The organism is Pseudodesulfovibrio alkaliphilus, assembly GCF_009729555.1.
Classification (GTDB): Bacteria; Desulfobacterota; Desulfovibrionia; order Desulfovibrionales; family Desulfovibrionaceae; genus Pseudodesulfovibrio; species Pseudodesulfovibrio alkaliphilus.
Genome location: NZ_WODC01000007.1, coordinates 85934 through 101401, shown reverse-complemented (window position 1 = coordinate 101401; position 15468 = coordinate 85934). Strand labels below are relative to the sequence as shown.

General features: G+C 58.7%; 17 protein-coding genes and 1 tRNA gene. 4 read left to right on the top strand and 14 right to left on the bottom strand.

The genetic code is table 11. The features are described 5' to 3' along the window. Nucleotides 1-85 precede the first annotated feature (85 nt). The 14 genes from GKC30_RS11170 to pyrG form a co-directional block, all read right to left on the bottom strand. The gene (locus tag GKC30_RS11170) at nt 86-1006 is read right to left on the bottom strand and encodes a manganese-dependent inorganic pyrophosphatase (RefSeq protein ID WP_155934818.1); all 921 of its coding nucleotides are present in this window, start codon (nt 1004-1006) and stop codon (nt 86-88) included. A gap of 94 nt (nt 1007-1100) precedes the next feature. Further along, complete coding sequence (locus GKC30_RS11165) at nt 1101-1745, bottom strand: PTS sugar transporter subunit IIC (RefSeq protein ID WP_437179108.1); 645 nt, start codon at nt 1743-1745, stop codon at nt 1101-1103. A gap of 55 nt (nt 1746-1800) precedes the next feature. Beyond that, nucleotides 1801-2265, bottom strand: coding sequence for a PTS sugar transporter subunit IIB (locus tag GKC30_RS11160; RefSeq protein ID WP_155934816.1), 465 nt, complete (start codon nt 2263-2265; stop codon nt 1801-1803). Next, complete coding sequence (locus GKC30_RS11155; RefSeq protein WP_155934815.1) at nt 2262-2711, bottom strand: PTS sugar transporter subunit IIA; 450 nt, start codon at nt 2709-2711, stop codon at nt 2262-2264. The genes GKC30_RS11160 and GKC30_RS11155 overlap by 4 nt, the downstream gene beginning before the upstream one ends. A gap of 2 nt (nt 2712-2713) precedes the next feature. Further along, the gene (gene rapZ, locus GKC30_RS11150) at nt 2714-3595 is read right to left on the bottom strand and encodes an RNase adapter RapZ (protein ID WP_367614096.1); all 882 of its coding nucleotides are present in this window, start codon (nt 3593-3595) and stop codon (nt 2714-2716) included. Nucleotides 3596-3613: 18 nt separating this feature from the next. Then, a complete protein-coding gene (locus tag GKC30_RS11145) occupies nt 3614-4063 on the bottom strand; it encodes a PTS sugar transporter subunit IIA (protein WP_155934814.1) in 450 nt (149 codons plus the stop codon). A gap of 2 nt (nt 4064-4065) precedes the next feature. After that, nucleotides 4066-4605: a ribosome hibernation-promoting factor, HPF/YfiA family gene (gene hpf, locus GKC30_RS11140; protein WP_155934813.1), complete on the bottom strand. Its 540-nt coding sequence runs from the start codon at nt 4603-4605 to the stop codon at nt 4066-4068. 35 nt (nt 4606-4640) lie between these two features. Beyond that, nucleotides 4641-6047: an RNA polymerase factor sigma-54 gene (gene rpoN / locus GKC30_RS11135; RefSeq protein ID WP_155934812.1), complete on the bottom strand. Its 1407-nt coding sequence runs from the start codon at nt 6045-6047 to the stop codon at nt 4641-4643. A gap of 244 nt (nt 6048-6291) precedes the next feature. Continuing rightward, the gene (gene lptB, locus GKC30_RS11130) at nt 6292-7017 is read right to left on the bottom strand and encodes an LPS export ABC transporter ATP-binding protein (RefSeq protein ID WP_155934811.1); all 726 of its coding nucleotides are present in this window, start codon (nt 7015-7017) and stop codon (nt 6292-6294) included. Next, nucleotides 7018-7890: a lipopolysaccharide transport periplasmic protein LptA gene (lptA, locus tag GKC30_RS11125; protein ID WP_155934810.1), complete on the bottom strand. Its 873-nt coding sequence runs from the start codon at nt 7888-7890 to the stop codon at nt 7018-7020. 13 nt (nt 7891-7903) lie between these two features. Beyond that, entirely contained in the window at nt 7904-8524 is a 621-nt protein-coding gene (gene lptC, locus GKC30_RS11120) for an LPS export ABC transporter periplasmic protein LptC (RefSeq protein WP_155934809.1), read from the bottom strand. Beyond that, nucleotides 8525-9052 (bottom strand): KdsC family phosphatase, encoded by a 528-nt coding sequence (locus GKC30_RS11115; RefSeq protein WP_155934808.1) that lies wholly within the window; start codon nt 9050-9052, stop codon nt 8525-8527. It abuts the gene before it with no gap. After that, entirely contained in the window at nt 9045-9854 is an 810-nt protein-coding gene (kdsA, locus tag GKC30_RS11110; protein ID WP_155934807.1) for a 3-deoxy-8-phosphooctulonate synthase, read from the bottom strand. The genes GKC30_RS11115 and kdsA overlap by 8 nt, the downstream gene beginning before the upstream one ends. After that, entirely contained in the window at nt 9855-11498 is a 1644-nt protein-coding gene (gene pyrG, locus GKC30_RS11105; protein WP_155934806.1) for a CTP synthase, read from the bottom strand. It abuts the gene before it with no gap. Nucleotides 11499-11670: 172 nt separating this feature from the next. Between pyrG and GKC30_RS11100 the strand changes: the two genes are divergently transcribed. The 4 genes from GKC30_RS11100 to GKC30_RS11085 all read left to right on the top strand — a co-directional run bounded on the left by GKC30_RS11100 (nt 11671) and on the right by GKC30_RS11085 (nt 15241). Further along, on the top strand, nt 11671-12486 hold the full coding sequence (locus GKC30_RS11100) for a phosphoribosylformylglycinamidine synthase subunit PurQ (RefSeq protein ID WP_155934805.1): 816 nt from the start codon (nt 11671-11673) through the stop codon (nt 12484-12486). 3 nt (nt 12487-12489) lie between these two features. Beyond that, nucleotides 12490-12978, top strand: coding sequence for a nucleoside deaminase (locus GKC30_RS11095; protein ID WP_231117138.1), 489 nt, complete (start codon nt 12490-12492; stop codon nt 12976-12978). Between the two features lie 279 nt (nt 12979-13257). Then, nucleotides 13258-13353 (top strand) — tRNA-Ser (locus GKC30_RS11090). Nucleotides 13354-13570: 217 nt separating this feature from the next. Continuing rightward, nucleotides 13571-15241 carry a SulP family inorganic anion transporter gene (locus tag GKC30_RS11085; protein WP_155934804.1) on the top strand — a complete coding sequence of 557 codons (1671 nt, stop codon included), beginning with the start codon at nt 13571-13573 and terminating at the stop codon, nt 15239-15241. Nucleotides 15242-15468 lie beyond the last annotated feature (227 nt).

Below are 15468 nucleotides of genomic sequence, written 5' to 3'. Positions count from 1 at the left end.
AGCCGGTCGACCGAGAAAGCAAAGGCCCGCCAGCACGATGCTGGCGGGCCCGACTTTGCGCTAGGATCAATCGTCTTTGGGGGTGTTAGCCCTTGAAACCCTTTTCAAAGCAGGGCACGACCTGCTTCTTGCGGCTCATGACCCCGTCAAGCCACACGGACTTGCCATCGGCCTTGACGCCAAAGGATTTCTCAACCACTGCGGGATCGTCGGAGGCGATGAGCATCTCGGTGCCTTCCTTCATGATGTCGGTCAGCAGCAGGAAGACGGAGTGGCGACCATCGGCCTTGACCTTCTCGATTTCGGCCTGGAGAGCAGCCTTGTGAGCGTCGAGCATGGACAGATCGACCACTTCGAGCTGGCCGATGCCGACCTTATTGCCGGACATGTCGAAATCCTTGTAATCACGGAAGACCAGGGATTCGGCCGAGGCGCCGTCGACAGCGGACTTGACTTTGAACATCTCCATGCCAAGGGCCATGACATCGCCGACGCCAGCGATCTTGGCCAGGGCCTCCACAGCGACCTTGTCGGCGTCGGTGGTGGTCACGGACTTGAACATGACGGTATCGCTCAAGATGGCGCAGAGCATGATACCGGCGATGTTGGCGGGAATCTCGACATTGTAAAAGTCGTACATGCTCTTGATGACAGTCGCGGTACAGCCCACGGGCCAGACCCACATCTCGAGCGGATTGGGAGTGGTGACATCGCCAAGCTTGTGGTGATCGACAACGGCGACGAGTTCACCTTTGTCCAGGTTGTCGATGGTCTGGGAAATGTCGGTGTGGTCGACGAGGATGATCTTCTGATCGGTGGCGTCGGTCACGATGGCCGGAGCGGAAAAGCCGAACTTTTTCAGCACGAACTCGCTCTCAGGAGCGATGGCGCCCTGGGTGATCGCCTTGGACTCCATGCCGCGCTTGGTGAAGAGGTCGGCGACAGCGATCGCGGAAGCGACGGTGTCGGTATCGGGGTTCTTGTGTCCTACAACCAGAATTGCCATATCAAGTCCTCCTAATCTGTTGTGTCCTGAACTCAGGATGGTACGCCCTCGAAATAGAATGTGAGGAATATCACAATCAACTCCGGCTGCCAAGCTAAAAGCGAGCCCACAGGGTGAAAAACATGAAAAGGATGATTCCGGCAACAAGCAGGATATAGGCCCGTCTGACCCTGAGCGCCATGACGCCGCCAAGAGTGGCAGCCACCCAAAGGTAGGACCAGGTCACGCCCAGCTCGGTGAAGAGTGCTGGATTGAGGGAAAAGAAGAATTCAAAAAAGTATGTGAGTACAAGCATGGCCGCGTAGAAAGCGAGGCCGGAATACACAAAGGTCCGACCTACGGAGCGCATGACGATGAGGGAGGGAAGACGCGGCGACTCAGGGTTGCGTACCCAGGCGAGCAGCTTGTTGTAGTTGACCTGATCCCGTTCCCGCAGGAGTGCCTCGAGACGGGTGCCCAACCAAGCCAGGGGCATGGAGGCAAAGAGTATGAAAAGGATGCGCCCGGGTTGATCGAGACCGAAAAAAGTCGTCAGCGACAGGGCCGCAAAGGTGGCCACAGTAAGATGCGGCGGTATGTAGGTGCCTACTGGAATGAGATCAAGCCAAAACAACTCGAAAAAAATCGAGATGCACAGACTTGTCTCCACATCGCCCGTGGCCAATCCCCAAAACAGGCCGATGACCAGAGGTCGTTCGAGCAACCCGATGGTCAGGGAGACTCGAAACAGGGAAAACAGGGCAAAAAAAAAGCGACCGCAGCGAACCAGAGAAAGGGGTTGGACAGTGCCATGGCTAGAACCTCACCTGAACAGGGTCGTTGGGCACACAGCGGAAATCAAGTGTTACTCCCTTGCGCGAGAGGTGCCTGAGGCATCCCTCGTCATCGGCGGACAGGGCCACGCTTGGCGATACCTGCCGTTTGCCGGGACTGTAGTGGACGTTGCCGATGTTCAACACGTCAAAGGAGAAACCGCAATCATAGGCGCGTCTGGCGTCGGCGCAGTTTGAAAAGAGAACCAGAATATCGATCCGGTCGCGGTCTGAACCAAGGCTTGCCATGGCTTCCATCACCGCCTCCACCTCGACGAAGGTGCTGGCGATGGTCTGGGGGATGGCCAGAGACATGATCTCCTGCTGAAGGATGTCGTCGGCCAGCTGGTCGTTGGCCACCACAACCATGCTCGCGCCCGTGTAGGGCAGCCATGTCTCGATAATCTGTCCATGGATAAGGCGGTTGTCGATGCGAACCAGATTCATGACGCCTTGCCCTTGGCTGCGGCCCGCTTGCGGAGCATGGCACCGGCAACCTTGATGCCCTGCATTCCGGCATCCATGGCCTTATCGGCCAGGGCGTCAAGGTCCATGAGCCGGGACTGCAGTGTGGCCACCAGCATGGGCAGATTGACGCCGGTAATGACCTCAAGCCGTTCCGACTTCATGAGCGACAGGCTCATGGTGGTGGGAGAACCGCCGAAAAGATCGGTCAGGGCCACGACCCCCCTGCCCTTTTCCACGGATTTGATGGCCTTGCGGATGGCCTCCATGGATTCGTCCACGCCCCGGTCCACATCCACGCCGACGGCCAGACAGTGCTGTTGGGGCCCCAGCACCATCTCGGCCGCCTCAAGCAGAGTTTCACCAAAGGAGCCGTGTGTGACCAGCACCACGCCCACCATGGAAGTGTCTTCGTTCTTCGCGGCCATGATTATCCCAGTTCCATGTGTCTGTGTTCTATGGTGACTGCATACCCTTTTTTCTTCAGTGTCGCCAGCACCGATTCGGCCACGGCCACCGAGCGATGGCGTCCTCCGGTGCAACCCAGGGCCAGGGTGATGCGATAGCGCCCCTCGTCAGCATACAGCGGCAGGATATATGTCAGAAATTCCAGAAATCTGTCATTAAACTCCACTCCCACCTGACTGCCCAGTACAAAGTCGGAGATGGTCTTGTCCAGACCCGAAAGCGGTCGAAGCGCTTCGTCGAAATAGGGGTTTGGCAGAAAACGCAGGTCAAAGACGAAATCCGCTTCGCTCGGAACTCCGTACTTGAAGCCGAAGGTGATGATGTGTACCCGCATCCCCCGGCCCAATTCCTCGATGGCCGACCACTTTGTCTGGATCACGCGGCGCAGATCGTGGACCGAGTAGTCCGAGGTGTCGAGCACCAGATCAGCGCTGGCGCGAATGGGGTCGAGCAGCGTCTTCTCCTGTTCCAGGGCCTGTTCCAATCCCAGCGACTGGCTCTCCAGGGGGTGGGGTCTGCGGGTGGTGGCGTAGCGCCGCATCAGCTCGCCCAGCCTCGCTTCGAGAAAGAGTACCTGAGGCGAGATGCCCATGGCGGCCATCTCCTCAAAGGCGATGTCCCATCCTTCCAGGAATTCCGGCTGGCGCATATCCATGCCCAGGGCCAAACCGCGATACTTCGTGTCTTGTTTGAGGATCAGGCCTGCTATCTTGGCCGACATGCCTGACGGCAAGCCGTCGATGCAAAAAAAACCGAGATCCTCGAAAACCTTAAGTGCGGTGCTCTTGCCCGAGCCCGAGATGCCGGTCACCACGACCACGGGAAAGGTATTGGCAGGTGTCACGGCATGACTCCGGGCGGTCTAAACCTCTTCGAGGAGCTTCCAAAGCGCCTCGAAGTCCTCGGCCCCAATGAATTCGCGACGGAAAGCCTCGTCCTTGAGGACGCGTGAAACCTGGGCGAGGATACGCAAATGCATGCCGGCCACTTTTTCCGGGGCGAGTACGAGAAAGAAGATGGTGCATGGTTTGTGGTCCAGCGCCGTGAACTCGACGCCGGAAACGCTCCTGCCAACCACTACAATGACCTGTTCCAAGTCTTCGAGCTTGCCGTGGGGGATGGCAATGCCGTCGCCTATGCCCGTGGTGCCCAGGTTTTCGCGATCAAGAAGGACACGGACCGCATGGTCCGTGTCCATTTCAGGATATTTCTCCCCCACCGGGGTGAGGAGTTCCGCGAGTACCTCCGGCTTGGAGCCGGAGACGAGATCGTACAGGACAAGATCCTTGTCCAGGTAATCACCGAGTTTCATGCTTAATTTCCAGGATCGATCAGACCGAAGTCGCCGTTCTTGCGCTTGTAGATGACATTGACGCCCTCGGTCTCCGCATTGCGGAAGACGAGGAACTCGTTGTCGAGGGAGTCCAACTGCAGGGCTGCCTCGTCAACGGACATGGGCTTGGGTTCGTATGTGTCGGTTCCCACAATGGTCGGGCCGGGTTTTCCCGCCTTGCCTTCATAGGAAATGAAGTTCATCTGGACCTTGTTGCCACGGGCCTGCCTGCTGCGATCCTTCATCTTCTCGCGCATGCGTCGCAGCTGTGCCTCCAGCTTGTCGAGGACCATGTCGATGGTCGAGTACATGTCTTCGGAATCTTCATAGGCCGAGATGTGGATACCGTCGGCATTGAGGATTATATCAGCCTTGTGACGAAACTTGTCCACCAGCAGGTTGACCTGGAGGTCGGCCTCCGCGTCGGAAACATACTTGCCCACCTTTTCAAAGCGCTTCTGCGCATATCCCTTGAGATGATCAGACGGCTCAAAGTTCTTGAAAGTGAAGCTTATGTTCATACATTCCTCCTGGTTGAATGTGTGGAAAGCCTGCCTTAGAAATACTGCTTTCTCTTGGAGGACGAGGCAATGCCCATGGCGGAACGGTATTTTGCAACCGTGCGCCTGGCGATGTTCACCTCCAGTTTTTCCTGGAGAATCTCGCCGATACGCTCATCGCTCAGGGGCTTTTTCTGGTCCTCCGCGGCGATCATCTGCTTGATGAGCGCCTTGACACTTTCCGAGCCCACCTGGGAGCCGTCGTTGAGGTCCAGCGCACTGTTGAAGAAGAACTTCAACTCGAAGATGCCGTGTGGGGTGGACACATACTTGCTGGTGGTGATGCGGCTGACAGTGGACTCGTGCATCTCGATATCTTCTGCCACCTCCTTGAGGATCAGAGGTTTGAGTTTTGTCACACCTTCCTCAAAGAATTCACGCTGAAAGCGGACAATGCTCTCCACTACCTTGTACAATGTTCTCTGCCGCTGGTACAGGCTTTTCATCAGCCAGGCGGCCGAGCGCATTTTCTCCTGAAAGTAGTCCTTCTCCTTGTTTCTGGCACCCTGCATGGTTTCCATGTAATAGGAGTTCATCTGCAGCCTGGGCAGTCCGTCCTCGTTGAGAATGATGACGAAGTCGTCCCCGTATTTGTAAACGAAGACATCGGGGCTGACATAATGCGGCTCGGTGCTGGAGAAATGCGACCCGGGCATCGGGTCGAGGGTTTGCAAAAGCTCAATGTACGACTTGAGATCGTCCATGGAAATCTTGAACTTGCGGGCCAGAGGCTTGAAACGGTTCTTTTCAAGGTCTTCCAGATGATCGCGGACCAGGGAAACCAGGATGGGGTCGTCGAAGCCGAGCACTTCCATCTGGACCAGCAGACATTCCTGCGGGGTTCTCGCAGCGATGCCCACCGGGTCGAGCCGCTGAACCCGAAGGACGACGGACTCCACTTCCTCGGGCGCGACCTCGGCCATGGCCGCCATCTCTTCTGCTGACGCCTGGAGATACCCATTGTGGTCAAGGTTGCCGACAATCACCTCGCCGATGGACAACTCACGTTCGGTGAAGTCGGAAAGCCGCATCTGCCAGCCGATGTGACCTTCCAGCGATGGTTTTGAGGCCAGCCGGGCCTCGAAGGACAGCCCTTCTTCGGGAACCTCCAGATCGCGGGCCGTGGATTGCTTGGAAGTGCTCGAAAACTCACCGAGGTAGTTTTCCCAATCCGCAGTACGGACAAGCTCCTCCTCGGCCTGGGATTCGGTCAGTTTCTCGGGCTCGCGAATCTCGGTTTCCACCTCGGCTTCATCGAGAAAGGGATTCTCCATGAGCTCCTGCTGAACGGTTTCGAGCAGTTCCAGGCGGGAGAGCTGCAGGAGCTTGATGGCCTGCTGCAGCTGCGGTGTCATGACCAGCTGCTGGGAAAGCTTGAGTTGCTGCCTGAGTTCCAATCCCATATTCTAGACCTCTCGGCGCGGGCTCCACATGGCTCCGCGCCGGGGGTTCGCGACAGTTTTTTTCACCGATCCATTCAACTCCTGCTTTCAACCCTGCCACACATCAAAGCAGGAAGCAATATCTGCCTGATAACCATCTGACAAGCTTGCATTATTCAGATAGGATTATCGGCATGAAAAAAGTGTACCAACGATTCACCCCGCTGTAAATCGCCAAGAACGGATGCAAGGGGAAAAAAGACGTTTAGAGGCGGAAGTCCTCACCCAGATATATCTGACGGGCGCGACTGTCTTGCACGATCTCTTCGGGGCTGCCCTCAAGGATGACCGTGCCCTCGTAGACGAGATAGGCTCTGTCACATATGTTAAGTGTTTCCCGAACATTATGATCTGATATGAGGATGCCGATGTCCATGCTCTTCAGCACGGAGATGATCTCCTGAATGTCGATAACCGCAATGGGGTCGATGCCAGCGAAGGGCTCGTCGAGCAGGATGAACTTGGGATCCATGATCAGGGCTCGGGCTATTTCGAGCCTGCGGCGCTCACCGCCCGAGAGGAACATGGCCGCCTGGTCCGCCAGCTTGGTAATGGTGAACATTTCCAGCAACTCGTTGGCCCTCTTGTGTTGGGCGGCGGGGGGCAGATCCGTTTGCTCGAGGATTATCTGGAGATTCTCGCGTACCGAGAGTTTCTTGAAAATGGAACTCTCCTGGGGCAGATAGCTCACGCCCATGCGGGCCCGCTCGTGCAGGGGCCTGTCGGTCAGTGGTTCGCCATCAAGGGAAACATGGCCTGTATTGGGCTTCACGATGCCCACCAGCATGTAGAACGTGGTGGTCTTGCCTGCCCCATTGGGACCGAGCAGGCCGACCACCTCGCGACGGTGCACCTCAAGGTTGATACCGTGCACCACCTCCTTTTGGCCATAGCGTTTGGAGAGGTTGGCTGCGACAAGTCCGTCCGGCATCTACTGCACCTTGATCTTTTCGGGGGTCAGGAAGATGGCCTTAACGCGCTTGCCCTTGCCGCCCACCACTTCGCTGCGATTCTCGCGGACATGGAAGTTGATCACCTCGCCGGTCAGGCTGTTGGGGCCGTCCTGGAGCATGGGATCATCCTCCATGCGAAGCAGTTGATCCTCCACGAAATATGTCAGCTTGCCGCAGGTGCCCTCGGTGCTGCCTTTTTTGGCCCGCACGGTCCCTTCGGCCACGATGCGCTCAATGCCGTCCACGGAAAACTGTTTGCCGGTACTTGAGGAAAGAAAGGCCGAAAGCCGGTTGGCCCAAAGGGTCAGCTCTCCGTGCACGGCCACCACATTGCCGATAAAGGTGACAGTCCTGCTGTTTTCGTCATAGGTCATGCGATCCGAGGTGATCTTGACAGGAACCCGGCTGGGATCGACGCCCACCTGGATGGGGGCAGGCGGGGTCGGGGCGGCCGGGGCCTTGACCGAGCCCTCGCCCCGGGCCGGGCCGGAGTCTGTTGTCTGGGCGGTGTCCGTAGCGCCGGGCAGAGGCGCACCGGCCGACGGGGACGCGATCACCTCCAAGGCTTTGCCCTCCACAGGGCTCAAAAACCTAGCATTGGCATAGCCCAGGGCGCGGCTTTCGTCGCGCTCGGCCTCGGTGAGGTCAAAGACCGCATACCAGCCGTCCTTGGGAAAATCGACCCTGACGCGCTGCCCCTTGGTCAGGGTGAGCACATGCTCGCTCCGCGGAGAGCGGGCCTCGCGCACGTTGAGATTGCTTGCAGCCTCGCGCACCTCGCCCCAATCGGCCCCGAAGGCCGGGGAAATAAAGGCGAGCAGACAGGCCGCAGCAATGAGCCATCGTGTCATATTTATCAAATGCTTACTCCCTGCCCTGGTCCTGAAACGGACTCGTGTCAAATCCCTTGGGCGCGAACAGCGCCTCGACGCCGCCGGCCGCCTTGAGGTCGAGGCTGACCATGTCTATCTCCACGGCTGCTGCCGTGAGCGTCATGTCCGGGCGGCGTACGGTCACGCCCCCCTTGAGATACACCTTGTCTATGGCCCCTACATAATCAAGATGCGCCGCGTCGAGGGCCATGACCCCGAACCGCCCGGTGACGTTGTCGAACAGGGTCAGGTTGTCGTTGGGCTGATCCACCTCTCCCCTGTCGGCCTTGACGTACACCTCTTGACGCTCCTCGCCGAAATAGGCGGAGAGCTGTGGCCGGGTCACGCCCACCAGCTTGCGTTCCTGGTTGTATTTGGCCTCGGTGGCCAGCAGCTTCCAGGTCATTGCCCCTTTTTTGCCTTGCACCAGCTCAATGTCCTCGGCTGTAATATCGGCCTCGTCAAGCAGTTGGGTCCGGGATTTTTCCGTCACAGGCTGGACGGTCGTTGGCTCAACGATCTGCTCGGTGAAGAAGGCGGCCTTGATGACAATGCCCGCCAGCAGACCGACCAGAAAAATCGTGATGAGCAATAATCCGGGACGCCCTTTCATCTACCCTGCCCACTGCTTCAGTGTGCTGTCCTCGAGTCCTCTGGCGCGCAGGATCAAGGCGACGGCCTCGCGGACAGCCCCATGTCCGCCGGGACGGACCGACACCCAGTGGGCTGCCTCAAGCACCTCGGGCATGGCATTGGGCACACTCAAGGCCAGCCCGGCTTCGCGCATGACCGCGAGATCAATCCAGTCGTCGCCCATGAAGGCGGCTTCGGACGTTTCAACACCGGCCTTCTCGCATATCTCGAGGAAATGTGGCAGTTTGTCATGGTTTCCTGGGTAGTAGTGGGTGATGCCCAGTTCCCTGATCCGGCTGGCCACCGGGGGCTGGTCCAGGCCGGTGATGACCCCCACCTCAACACCCACGGACTGGGCCAGCTTGATGCCGAATCCGTCCTGGACGTTGAACCGTTTCATGACCATTCCTTCGGCGCCATAGTAGAGCCCGCCGTCGGTCAGCACGCCGTCCACGTCAAGCACCAGCAGGCGGATGCGGCTGGCACGCTCCATGACGCCATCACGCATCGGCCAGCTCCCATATGGCCTTGAGCCGACGCAGCAGAAGTTCCACGCGATCCAGAGGCAGACTGTTGGGGCCGTCACACAGGGCGGTGTCCGGGTCTGGATGGGTTTCGAGAAAGATACCGTCCGCTCCCGCGGCCACGGCCGCAGAAGCCAGCACGGGCACATATTCGCGCTGTCCCCCCGAGGCCGCGCCCAAGCCGCCCGGCAATTGCACAGAATGGGTGGCGTCGAAGATCACGGGCACATCGAATTTGCGCATTTCGGGGATAGCGCGCATGTCCACCACCAGATTGTTGTAGCCGTAGGTGGAGCCCCGCTCGGTCAGCCAGATATGTTCGTTGCCCGAGGCGCGGACCTTGTCCACGGCGTTTTTCATGTCCCAGGGAGCGAGAAACTGGCCTTTCTTGATGTTGACGATGCACCCTGTCTTGGCCGCAGCCACCAGAAGGTCGGTCTGTCGACAGAGGAAAGCGGGGATCTGGAGCACGTCCGCCACCTCGGCCACCCTTGCCGCCTGTTCGGGGCTGTGGATGTCGGTGACAATGGGCAGACCTGTCTCGTCTTTGACTTCAGCCAGAATGGCCAGCCCTTCTTCCATGCCTGGTCCGCGAAAGCTTGTCACAGCCGTACGGTTAGCCTTGTCAAAGGAACTCTTGAAGACCAGGGGCAGTGCAAGACGCGAGGCCACGGCGGCAAGGGCGGTCGCCGTCCTCAGGGTGATCTCCCTGCTTTCGATGACGCACGGCCCGGCCAGGACAAAGGGGCCGGACCGGCTGGCCCCATAAAGATCTCTGATAGTCAACTATTTGTCCTTGCTTATTTTTTCATTCTTGGACGCCTTGATGAACTCCCGGAACAAGGGGTGAGGGTTCATGGGGTTGGATTTGAACTCCGGGTGGAACTGGCAACCCAAAAACCAAGGATGGTCAGGCAACTCCACAATTTCCACCAGGGATTCATCCGGCGCGGTGCCCGAAAGAACCATGCCGTGCTCAACGAACTGGTCAATGAACTGATTGTTGAACTCGAAGCGATGGCGGTGGCGTTCGTCGATGTTGACGGCCTGATAGGCAGAATAGGCCACAGTGTCCTTCTTGATCTTGCAAGGATAGGAGCCAAGGCGCATGGTGCCGCCCTTGTTCGATTCCTCGCACCGGGTCTCGGTCTTCTTGGTACGGAAGTCGTACCATTCCTTCATGAGATAGATAATGTTGTGCGGGGTCTGCGGGTCGAACTCCTCGGAGTTGGCCCCATCGAGGCCGATGACGTTGCGGGCGAACTCAATGCACGCGCACTGCATGCCAAGACAGATGCCGAAGAACGGCACCTTGTTCTCGCGGGCGTAGCGGATGGCCAGGATCTTGCCCTCCACCCCGCGTGAACCGAAGCCACCGGGCACCAGGATACCGTCCAGGCCCTTGAGCTTCTTTTCCACGTTCTTGGTCGTCACCTTCTCGGAGTTGACATATTCGAGTTCCACCTTGACATCATTGGCCACGCCGCCGTGGATCAGGGCCTCGTGCAGACTCTTGTAGGCTTCGGTCAGATCCACGTATTTGCCGATGATGCCGATGCGCACCGAGCCGCCGGGATTCTTGAGCTTGTCCACCAGCCGCTCCCAGGGGCCAAGCTCGGCGTTCTTGGCGGGCAGCTTGAGCAGGATGGCGATTTTCTGGTCCACCCCCTCGTCGTAAAACCGGAGCGGCACCTCGTAGATGTTGGATACGTCCACGCCAGTGAAGACCGCATCGCGATCCACGTCGCAAAACAAGGCGATCTTGCGCTTGAGGTCATCATCAAGTTCCACCTCGGAACGGCAGATGATGATGTCGGGCTGGATGCCCACGCTGCGCAATTCCTTGACAGAATGCTGGGTGGGCTTGGTCTTCAGTTCGCCAGCGGCCTTGATGTAGGGCACCAGGGTCAGGTGGATGTAGAGGACGTTCTCCTTGCCCAGGTCGTTCTTGAGCTGGCGGATGGCCTCCAGAAAGGGTTGGCCCTCAATGTCGCCCACAGTGCCGCCGATCTCGATGAGGGCCACGTCCTCGTCGGTGGGCAGACCGATCACCGCCTCCTTAATGGCGTCGGTGATGTGCGGAATGACCTGAACCGTTCCCCCCAGGTAGTCGCCGCGACGCTCCTTCTGGATGACGGAGTAGTAGATGGACCCGGAGGTGTAGTTGTTCTGCTGGCTGAGTGCCTTGCCAAGGTAGCGCTCGTAGTGGCCAAGGTCGAGGTCGGTCTCGGCGCCGTCGTCGGTGACGTAGACCTCGCCGTGCTGAAAGGGGTTCATGGTCCCGGGGTCCACGTTGATGTAGGGGTCGAGCTTCTGGATGGTGGCCTTGAGTCCTCTGGCCTGGAGCAGCGCCCCGATGGAAGCGGCGGCCAACCCCTTGCCCAAGGAGGACAAAACACCACCAGTAATAAATATGAACTTGGTTTTCATATGCCAAAAAGCCCCTTGGTTATGCTTGAATTGTAAGGAAATTGAACGGGTAATCCCATATGCCGTCCATGTTGACTGCGAAGTCCGGGACACGTATGTTCCAGCCCAGCAAAAACTGCTTCGCAAATTTTGCAGGGTACAGCAACAAAGTCAACAGCAAGAGGAGAATTTCATGGCTCGCGTCAACGCCCTCGTTATCACGGGATACGGCACAAACTGCGAAAACGAGTCCGCTTACGCATTGAAAGCCGCCGGCGCAGACAACGCCGACATCGTCTATTTCTCTGATCTCGTGGCCGGGCATGTACGCATGGACAGCTACAACTACCTCCTCTGCCCCGGCGGTTTTCTCGACGGCGACGACCTGGGCGCGGCCCAGGCAGCAGCCCTGCGCTGGCGCTGGGCCAACGCCGCCGACGGCTCGCCGGTTCTTGACCAGCTCAAGACCTTTTTCAATTCCGGCGGTATCCTCCTCGGCATCTGCAACGGCTTTCAGCTTTTGTGCAAGCTCGGTCTGCTCCCGGCTGTGGGCGGCCGCTATTTCGAGCGTCAGGTATCCCTCTCCCACAATGATTCCGGGAGATTTGAGGATCGCTGGGTGCGTCTGCGGACCAATCCGGCTTCGCCTTGCGTCTTCACTAAAGGTATTGATCTCATCGACATGCCCGTGCGTCACGGCGAGGGCAAGATCATCCCCATGGACGACGCCACCTTCCAGGCTATTCTCGACAGCAACCTCGTGGCCGTCCAGTACGTGAGCCCTTCCACGGGCGAGCCGACCCAGGAATATCCCGCCAACCCCAACGGTTCCCCCCTGGGCGTGGCCGGTTTGACCGATCCGTCGGGCCGTATCCTTGGCCTGATGCCCCATCCCGAGGCCTACAACCACCCGACCAACCACCCCTCCTGGACTCGCGGCACTGATCCCGCCATCCCGCTGGGGCTAGCGCTTTTGGAAGCGGGCGTTCGCCATCTTCACGACAGGTAGTCAATGTCCTTTGCAGTGCCCGATCCGCCCGCCGGGACAACGTGGCGCTCACTCATGGAAGCGGCCTTTGCCGAGGCATGTGCTGCGGCCCGCGAAGGCGAATCGCCCGTGGGGGCCGCCCTGTTCGCCCCGGACGGCACCCTGCTTGCCAAGGCGCACAACCGACCCATTGTCCTGAATGATCCCACAGCCCACGCGGAAATCCTTTGCCTGCGTCAGGCTGCGGCTCTCCTTGGCAACTACCGCTTGCCCGGCACCATTCTGGCCGTGACCCTGGAGCCGTGCCTGATGTGTACCGGCGCCCTGCTCCACGCCCGGGTTTCCGGTGTGATCATGGGCGCCCTTGACCCCCGTGCAGGTGCCGTGCTCTCCAACCTCGACGGTCGCGCCCTGCCTTTTGCCAATCATCGCATGTGGACTGTCCAAGGGGTAATGGCCGAAGAATGCTCCGCCCTGCTCAAGCGATTTTTCCTTGAAAGAAGAAAGAGTTGATCCGTGCCCTCCCTTGCCCGCGTTGTCAATTCCCCACCACGACGATCTGAAATAACTGATTTTCTTTACAATAATTTCATTCGTGCTATGAAAGGGGTGTTGAACCCCAGTGTGTCCGCTTCACCCCTGATACGGGCGGACCTCGACCCTGTCGCCTGCACCTCGATTCCGGCGGCAGCATTCCCAAGCGGTTCGGCGCGATTGGCAAAACCTCTTGCCAGTCGCGCCGAGTCTGTTTATAACCCGTTTCCACGTCGGCGCACTCGCGCCGTCACAAACGGAGAGGTAGCGAAGTCCGGCCGTAACGCGCTCGACTCGAAATCGAGTTACGGGTTAACAGCCCGTACGTGGGTTCGAATCCCACCCTCTCCGCCACTGAATGAAAAAGGACTTCCGGCAGCAGCCCGAAGTCCTTTTTTTATTATTGTGTAAACCCGGCCCAATCGATCAATTTTCAATATCCTTTTTTGGGTTGACTTTTCTGTCATTGAGCGGTCTAACTCGCTGTTCCGCGCGAGCCTCCAGCCTCTGGTTTCTTTCCAAAACCACCGACTGTGCCCCACGGAGAGATCACCGTAATGGAGTTTTCTCAATGGTATCGTACATCAAGAAATGTGGTTATGGTCTCCCGACCCTTTTTTCATCCCTGAAAGACGGCTACCCTATGGCCGGAGTGCGCAGGGACGTTGCCGCGGGCGTAACCGTGGGCATCGTCGCCCTGCCGCTGGCCATGGCCTTTGCCATCGCCTCTGGGGCCACGCCCCAGGCCGGGCTGGCAACAGCCATTATCGCCGGATTCATCATTTCTGCCATTGGCGGCACCCGCTTCCAGATCGGCGGGCCCACCGGAGCCTTTGTTGTCATCATCTCCGGCGTCATTGCCCGCCACGGCTATGAAGGGCTCGTGGTCGCCACCATCCTGGCCGGGCTTATCCTGGTTGTCATGGGCCTGTTCGGCCTGGGCCGCCTGCTCCAGTATATCCCCTATCCGGTCACGGCTGGGTTCACCACAGGCATCGGCACCATCATTTTCATCACCCAAATCAAGGATTTCTTCGGCTTCACTTTCCCCGCCTCGCCCTCGGGGGTCGTGGAAATCGCCAGGGCCTGCTTCGACAACGTCGCCACGCTGCATCTGCCGACCTTGGGTATCGGCGTACTGACAATGGGCTGCATGTTGGCCGTGCGACGCTATTCGCCTCGCATCCCGGCCCCCATCGTGGGCATTGTCTTGGCCTCCCTGGCCTGCTTCGCGTTCAACATCGACACCGAGACCATCGGCAGCCGCTTTGGCGGCATCCCCTCATCCCTGCCGTCAATGACGCCGTTTTGGAATTTCGACTTCAGCTTGGCCGACATTCTGCCCGACGCCCTGACCATCGCCCTGCTGGCCGGCATCGAATCCCTGCTCAGCGCAACGGTGGCCGACGGCATGAGCGGCGACAAACACAACCCCTCCACTGAACTGGTGGCCCAGGGCGTGGCCAACATCGGCTGCGCCCTCTTCGGTGGACTCCCGGCCACCGGAGCCATTGCCCGCACCGCCACCAACATCCGCTCCGGTGCCTACTCTCCAGTTTCCGGCATCATCCACGCGCTGACCGTGCTCCTTTTCATCCTGGTCTGTACGCCGCTGGCCTCGCGGATTCCGCTGGCCAGCCTCTCGGCCGTGCTGATGATCGTGGCCTGGGACATGTCCGAACTGCACAAGGTCCGCCGTCTGCTCCGGGCTCCAAAGTCCGATTCAAGCGTTATGATCATCGCCTTCGGGCTGACGGTTTTCGTGGACATCACGGTGGCTGTGCAGGTGGGAGTGGTCCTGGCCGCGCTGCTTTTCATGAAGCGCATGAGCGAACTTTCGGACATCACGGACATCGACTCCGGCCTACCCGAAGAAGAAACCCACGACGAACTGAGCGGCAACGAGCAGGTGGTGGTCTACGAGGTCAACGGCCCGCTTTTCTTCGGCTTTGCCCAGCGTTTCGTGGACGTTCTCAATTTCACTCGCAAAAGGCCAAAAATTCTCGTTTTGTGCATGCGCAATGTACCCGTGATGGACGCAAGCGGCCTGGAAGCCCTGGAAACGGTCATTCGGCGGGCCAGATCCCTCGGCATTCTCGTCATGCTTTCGGGCGTGAACGATCGAACCCGTCTTGTGATGCGGCGCATGGGCACCGAAGCCTTCGTCGGCGAGGATAATATCTTTCCCGACTTTTCTGCCGCTGTTTCCAAGATCGTGGCAGACAGAGGGATCACCGCCTGACTCGCACCCTGACCATCAATCAAAACCGCCGCCCCACATGATCTGCGAGGCGGCGGTTTCGGTTCAAGGATGTCCTTGCCGCATCATTTCTTGGATCCCTGCTTCAAAAAAAAGAAAACACCGAAAGCCACCACTGCCACCAACAACCCACAAGGCAGAATGTAATCCACGGGAATCCTCCTATCGATTTGATACTCATACTGATTCAACAAACAACAGACCTTGGC

What these genes read in the sequence shown, in the direction of transcription:
- GKC30_RS11170 (WP_155934818.1), bottom strand. Translation starts at nt 1,006, where the DNA reads ATGGCAATTCTGGTTGTAGGACACAAGAACCCCGATACCGACACCGTC.
- GKC30_RS11160 (WP_155934816.1), bottom strand. Translation starts at nt 2,265, where the DNA reads ATGAATCTGGTTCGCATCGACAACCGCCTTATCCATGGACAGATTATC.
- GKC30_RS11155 (WP_155934815.1), bottom strand. Translation starts at nt 2,711, where the DNA reads ATGGCCGCGAAGAACGAAGACACTTCCATGGTGGGCGTGGTGCTGGTC.
- GKC30_RS11145 (WP_155934814.1), bottom strand. Translation starts at nt 4,063, where the DNA reads ATGAAACTCGGTGATTACCTGGACAAGGATCTTGTCCTGTACGATCTC.
- hpf (WP_155934813.1), bottom strand. Translation starts at nt 4,605, where the DNA reads ATGAACATAAGCTTCACTTTCAAGAACTTTGAGCCGTCTGATCATCTC.
- rpoN (WP_155934812.1), bottom strand. Translation starts at nt 6,047, where the DNA reads ATGGGATTGGAACTCAGGCAGCAACTCAAGCTTTCCCAGCAGCTGGTC.
- lptB (WP_155934811.1), bottom strand. Translation starts at nt 7,017, where the DNA reads ATGCCGGACGGACTTGTCGCAGCCAACCTCTCCAAACGCTATGGCCAA.
- lptA (WP_155934810.1), bottom strand. Translation starts at nt 7,890, where the DNA reads ATGACACGATGGCTCATTGCTGCGGCCTGTCTGCTCGCCTTTATTTCC.
- lptC (WP_155934809.1), bottom strand. Translation starts at nt 8,524, where the DNA reads ATGAAAGGGCGTCCCGGATTATTGCTCATCACGATTTTTCTGGTCGGT.
- GKC30_RS11115 (WP_155934808.1), bottom strand. Translation starts at nt 9,052, where the DNA reads ATGCGTGATGGCGTCATGGAGCGTGCCAGCCGCATCCGCCTGCTGGTG.
- pyrG (WP_155934806.1), bottom strand. Translation starts at nt 11,498, where the DNA reads ATGAAAACCAAGTTCATATTTATTACTGGTGGTGTTTTGTCCTCCTTG.
- GKC30_RS11100 (WP_155934805.1), top strand. Translation starts at nt 11,671, where the DNA reads ATGGCTCGCGTCAACGCCCTCGTTATCACGGGATACGGCACAAACTGC.
- GKC30_RS11095 (WP_231117138.1), top strand. Translation starts at nt 12,490, where the DNA reads ATGTCCTTTGCAGTGCCCGATCCGCCCGCCGGGACAACGTGGCGCTCA.
- GKC30_RS11085 (WP_155934804.1), top strand. Translation starts at nt 13,571, where the DNA reads ATGGTATCGTACATCAAGAAATGTGGTTATGGTCTCCCGACCCTTTTT.